Origin of the sequence: Candidatus Synechococcus spongiarum SH4, assembly GCF_000586015.1 — a bacterium.
Classification (GTDB): Bacteria; Cyanobacteriota; Cyanobacteriia; order PCC-6307; family Cyanobiaceae; genus Synechococcus_B; species Synechococcus_B spongiarum_F.
Map to the genome: position 1 here is coordinate 1 of NZ_JENA01000177.1, position 3,486 is coordinate 3,486.

The window sequence follows — 3,486 nt, forward strand, 5'->3', positions numbered from 1 at the left end:
ACCGCGCCACATGGCCGTGTTCATGGCAGGGGCCGCCAGCAGGGGCGCCTGGGTGGCCAGAACGGTGCTGCTGAGCAACGTGTCCGCCAGCCCATGGGCAAGACGGGCCAGCGTGGTGGCCGAGAGCGGCGCCACCACCACCAACTCGGCCCACTCCGCCAGGGCGATGTGCAGTGGCCGCGGCTGGCAGGGATCCCATTGGTGCTCCTCCAGGCTGCAGGGCTGGCGGGAGAGGCTGGCCAACGCCAGGGGGCTGACAAACTGCTCCGCCCTGGGGGAGAGAACACAGCGCACCCGGGCCCCCTGCTGCACCAGGCTGGACACCAATCGGGGCAGCTTTACGGCGGCGATGCTGCCGCAAACGGCCACCAGAATGCGCCGACCCACAAGGGGATCCGCCGGAACCGGGCCTTCAGTCTTCGTCAAAGGGCTCCTGGTCGATCAGGTGGCGATAGGGCCGGACCAGATCCGGCCGGCGGATGGCCAAAGCCCGTAGCAGATGCCAGTCCTGGAGGCCCGCGAAGGCATTGGCATAGTCGTCCTCCTCCAGGCGGCGGGCAATGGCGGCAACGGCGTTTCCATCCATGGCGGCCAACTGACGCCCGGTCTCCTCGGTTGTGTTGATTGGATCGGATCCCATCATCCGGCAAGGCGGGTGTTCACAGTCTGGGGGCAGGGGCGCGTATGGTGGACATCCGGGGAGTTAGCTCAGTTGGTAGAGCGCTGCGATCGCACCGCAGAGGTCAGGGGTTCGACTCCCCTACTCTCCATGGCCCCGGTTGGCGTCTGACTATGCTAGGGTGGTCACATGTCTCAATCCAAACGTGAGCAGGTGGTCAGCCATCTGCGCTACATTCGGCAAGAGTTGCGGGAAATGCACCAGGGGGTCCAGGAGGATGGCCTTTTGCCTGATCCTGGCGAAGTTCGTGGTGTCATGGCCCAGATGGAAGCGCTCCTGGAGTTGGTTGCCGGTCGTTCCGCCCGCAAGGCCAGGAGTTCCAGCAAGCCTTGACGTCGTCCATGGTGACGTTCATGGGATGATGGGCCACGGGCTGGCAGCGGTGATGGGGGAGTATCCCCTGCTGGCCATTGAGAATTGAGAACAGAGAAACGGGAAAACCGGCGAGACGACATGGAAAGAGCCATGGGCCTCAGGTCATGTAGGCGGCCATCCCGGACCCTGCTCGGTTGGGGACAGGCGATCCTGCGGGAATCCATCCCACCGTTTCCGCGGAGCTCATCCTTGGAAAGCGGGGCGTGGGAATCCCCCGACCCTCCATGCTTGCCCCATCAACCACCCTGTCTTGATCGTTGTGGGTCTCCCTGCCTGGGATCCCATGGCGCTTGTCGGCACTCATCAAGGAGACCCAAGCAATCGGCTTTGCCGTCTACTCCCTTGCACCTATGGTTGAGCAAGTCTTGACGATCCAGGAATGAGCATCCCAGCCAAGTCCACCGAGGCGCCAAGCTTTGCCAAGACCTGGCGACAGGTGAAAGGCAATGCCCCCAGCCTTTGCCACGATCTGGTGTCTGATCTTGGTTACTGGGCTGATTGACTTCATCTTTTCCACATCACTTTCCTTTCTACTGGGAGAGAGTATCGGCGAATACACGATAATAGCCACGACGGTTGGCTCGCTGCCTACAACAATTCTAGCCAATCTAGCCGGTATCCTGATGATGGCGGTGCCGGCAATCTATTACACTACAGATCGCTGTCCCAATCCTGGCGAGATCGTTAGTATCCTTAGGCACAAGCCATTGCGCTACCTGCTGGCCGGCTTCCAATTCACCATCGTCGGAGGCATTGGCTTGCTGCTCTGCGTGATTCCGGGCATCCTGGTGATTCTAACAAGCCCACTCTATGTCCACTATGTCTTTACAACAGATCTAAACCTGATCAACTGCCTGAGCAAGGCATTCAAAGGGATGTTTCAGAATTTCGGCTCCTATTTTGCTGTTTCGTTGCTGTGTTCCCTGGCCGTAGTCGGCTCAACAATTCTCTGCGTTTTTCCTGTGCTGGTAGTGTATCCAATGACAGCACTCTACATGCAAAACTACATCCACCACAAAGGACTGGTTCGCGCCCGGGAGCTTGCCTGAGTTCAGGTGACGGGGAACGTGGCCCAGCCCAACAGGGTCCAGCCCGCCACCCGCACCAGCCAGTAGCCCAACAACAGCATCAGCAGCACGGCCATGGGGCGACCGGAGGGCAACGGCAGCGCCAGGCGGCGTTGCCGCAGGGAACGCCAGGCAGCCCAGCCCAGCCAGGCCACCAAGGGCGGTCCGAAGACGTGGTGATGCAACGCCAAGCCCAGGTCTCCCCGCAGACTGGCCATGGCCGAGCGGGTGAGGTGACAGGTGGGGCAGGGAACCCCGGTGATGCTCCGGAAAGGGCAGACGATCCCGGGCAGGTGAACCCCTTGGCCCCGGGCCGTCAGGTAGCCGAGGGTGGCCAAGGGCAGAAGAGCAAGCCAGCGCTGGTGCCCGATCATGGCGCCCGATTCACCCCTGCCAGGATACAGCCTAGATGCGGTTGCGCCGCTGGCGCAGTTCCGCCAGCACCTCCACCGGGTCCGTCTTGCCCGTGGCCGTCTGCAGGGCGGGAGTGTGGCAGCGCAGGAAAGGATTCACCTGCAATTCTACCTCCAGGCGGGACGGGATGGTGGGCAGCCGGGCTTGGCGCAGTTGCGCCACTTGCCGGGCGAAGGCTTGCAGGGCCGGATTGTGGGGATCCTGGTCAAGGGCAAAGGCCACGTTCTTGGCGGTGTACTCATGGGCGCACCAGATGCGCGTATCGGGGGGCAACGCAGCCAGGCGCCGCAATGAACCGAGCATCTGGGCCGGTGTTCCCTCGAACAGACGGCCGCATCCACAGGAGAAGAGGGTATCTCCACAAAACAGTTCGGGGGGTTGCCTTTGGCCGTTCACGACGCAGGCCGGCAGCACGTAGGCCACGTGACCCATGGTGTGGCCCGGCATGGCCAGCACCTCTACGGCACGACCCAGTAGCATAAAGCGATCCCCGTCTTCCACCGGATGGGAGAGGGGCGGCAAACGGCGCCGATCCTTCCCATGGCCCACCACCATGGCCCGGGGCCAGCGCCGCAGCAATTCCGCGGTTCCGCCAACGTGGTCCCGGTGGTGATGGGTGTGCAGCACCGCTACCAATTCCATCTCCCCATGCTCCAAGGCCGTGATTACCGGTTCGGCCTCCGCCGGATCCACCACGGCGGCTAGCCGGCACCGGGGCTTCTCCAGCAGAGGAACGAGGTTGTCCTGCAGGGCAGGGAGCCGACGAATGCGCAAACCGTTGACCTCCTCCCAGCCATGACCGGCGGGGATTCCTTCTCTCAAGCGGGACATAACTGCGCCTCTTGGTTCAGGTGGGTTCCTACTTCACGGCCAAGTGCGGGCAAGCCCGTCCTACCTTCCGCTCCACAGGCGTTTTGCCTCGCCGCCAGTCCGGCGGCGAGGACGTTGCGT

The 3,486-nt window shown here is 62.7% G+C and carries 6 protein-coding genes and 1 tRNA gene; 3 read left to right on the forward strand and 4 right to left on the reverse strand.

Annotated elements, in window-relative coordinates:
- Both BG35_RS10965 and isiD read right to left on the reverse strand, forming a co-directional pair.
- Nucleotides 1–426, reverse strand: a 426-nt coding sequence (locus BG35_RS10965; protein ID WP_034417904.1) for a flavoprotein, incomplete at its 3' end; no start/stop codon positions are given.
- Nucleotides 413–640, reverse strand: a complete 228-nt coding sequence (gene isiD, locus BG35_RS0107835) for a protein IsiD (protein ID WP_025782387.1) — start codon at nucleotides 638–640, stop codon at nucleotides 413–415. The genes isiD and BG35_RS10965, both read right to left, overlap by 14 nt.
- Nucleotides 641–697: 57 nt before the next feature.
- Between isiD and BG35_RS0107840 the strand changes: the two genes are divergently transcribed.
- The 3 genes from BG35_RS0107840 (at nucleotide 698) to BG35_RS12800 (ending at nucleotide 2,103) form a co-directional block, all read left to right on the forward strand.
- A tRNA-Ala gene (locus BG35_RS0107840) sits at nucleotides 698–770 on the forward strand.
- A gap of 38 nt (nucleotides 771–808) precedes the next feature.
- Nucleotides 809–1,012 carry a DUF8635 family protein gene (locus BG35_RS0107845; RefSeq protein WP_025782388.1) on the forward strand — a complete coding sequence of 68 codons (204 nt, stop codon included), beginning with the start codon at nucleotides 809–811 and terminating at the stop codon, nucleotides 1,010–1,012.
- A 524-nt stretch (nucleotides 1,013–1,536) separates the two neighbouring features.
- Nucleotides 1,537–2,103, forward strand: coding sequence for a hypothetical protein (locus BG35_RS12800; RefSeq protein WP_236619828.1), 567 nt, complete (start codon nucleotides 1,537–1,539; stop codon nucleotides 2,101–2,103).
- A 2-nt stretch (nucleotides 2,104–2,105) separates the two neighbouring features.
- Here the strand turns inward: BG35_RS12800 and BG35_RS0107865 are convergent, their stop codons facing one another.
- Together BG35_RS0107865 and gloB are read right to left on the reverse strand one after the other, a co-directional pair.
- Nucleotides 2,106–2,495 (reverse strand): DUF2752 domain-containing protein, encoded by a 390-nt coding sequence (locus BG35_RS0107865; RefSeq protein WP_025782390.1) that lies wholly within the window; start codon nucleotides 2,493–2,495, stop codon nucleotides 2,106–2,108.
- Nucleotides 2,496–2,526: 31 nt separating this feature from the next.
- Nucleotides 2,527–3,357, reverse strand: a complete 831-nt coding sequence (gloB, locus tag BG35_RS0107870) for a hydroxyacylglutathione hydrolase (RefSeq protein ID WP_236619829.1) — start codon at nucleotides 3,355–3,357, stop codon at nucleotides 2,527–2,529.
- Nucleotides 3,358–3,486: the final 129 nt, after the last annotated feature.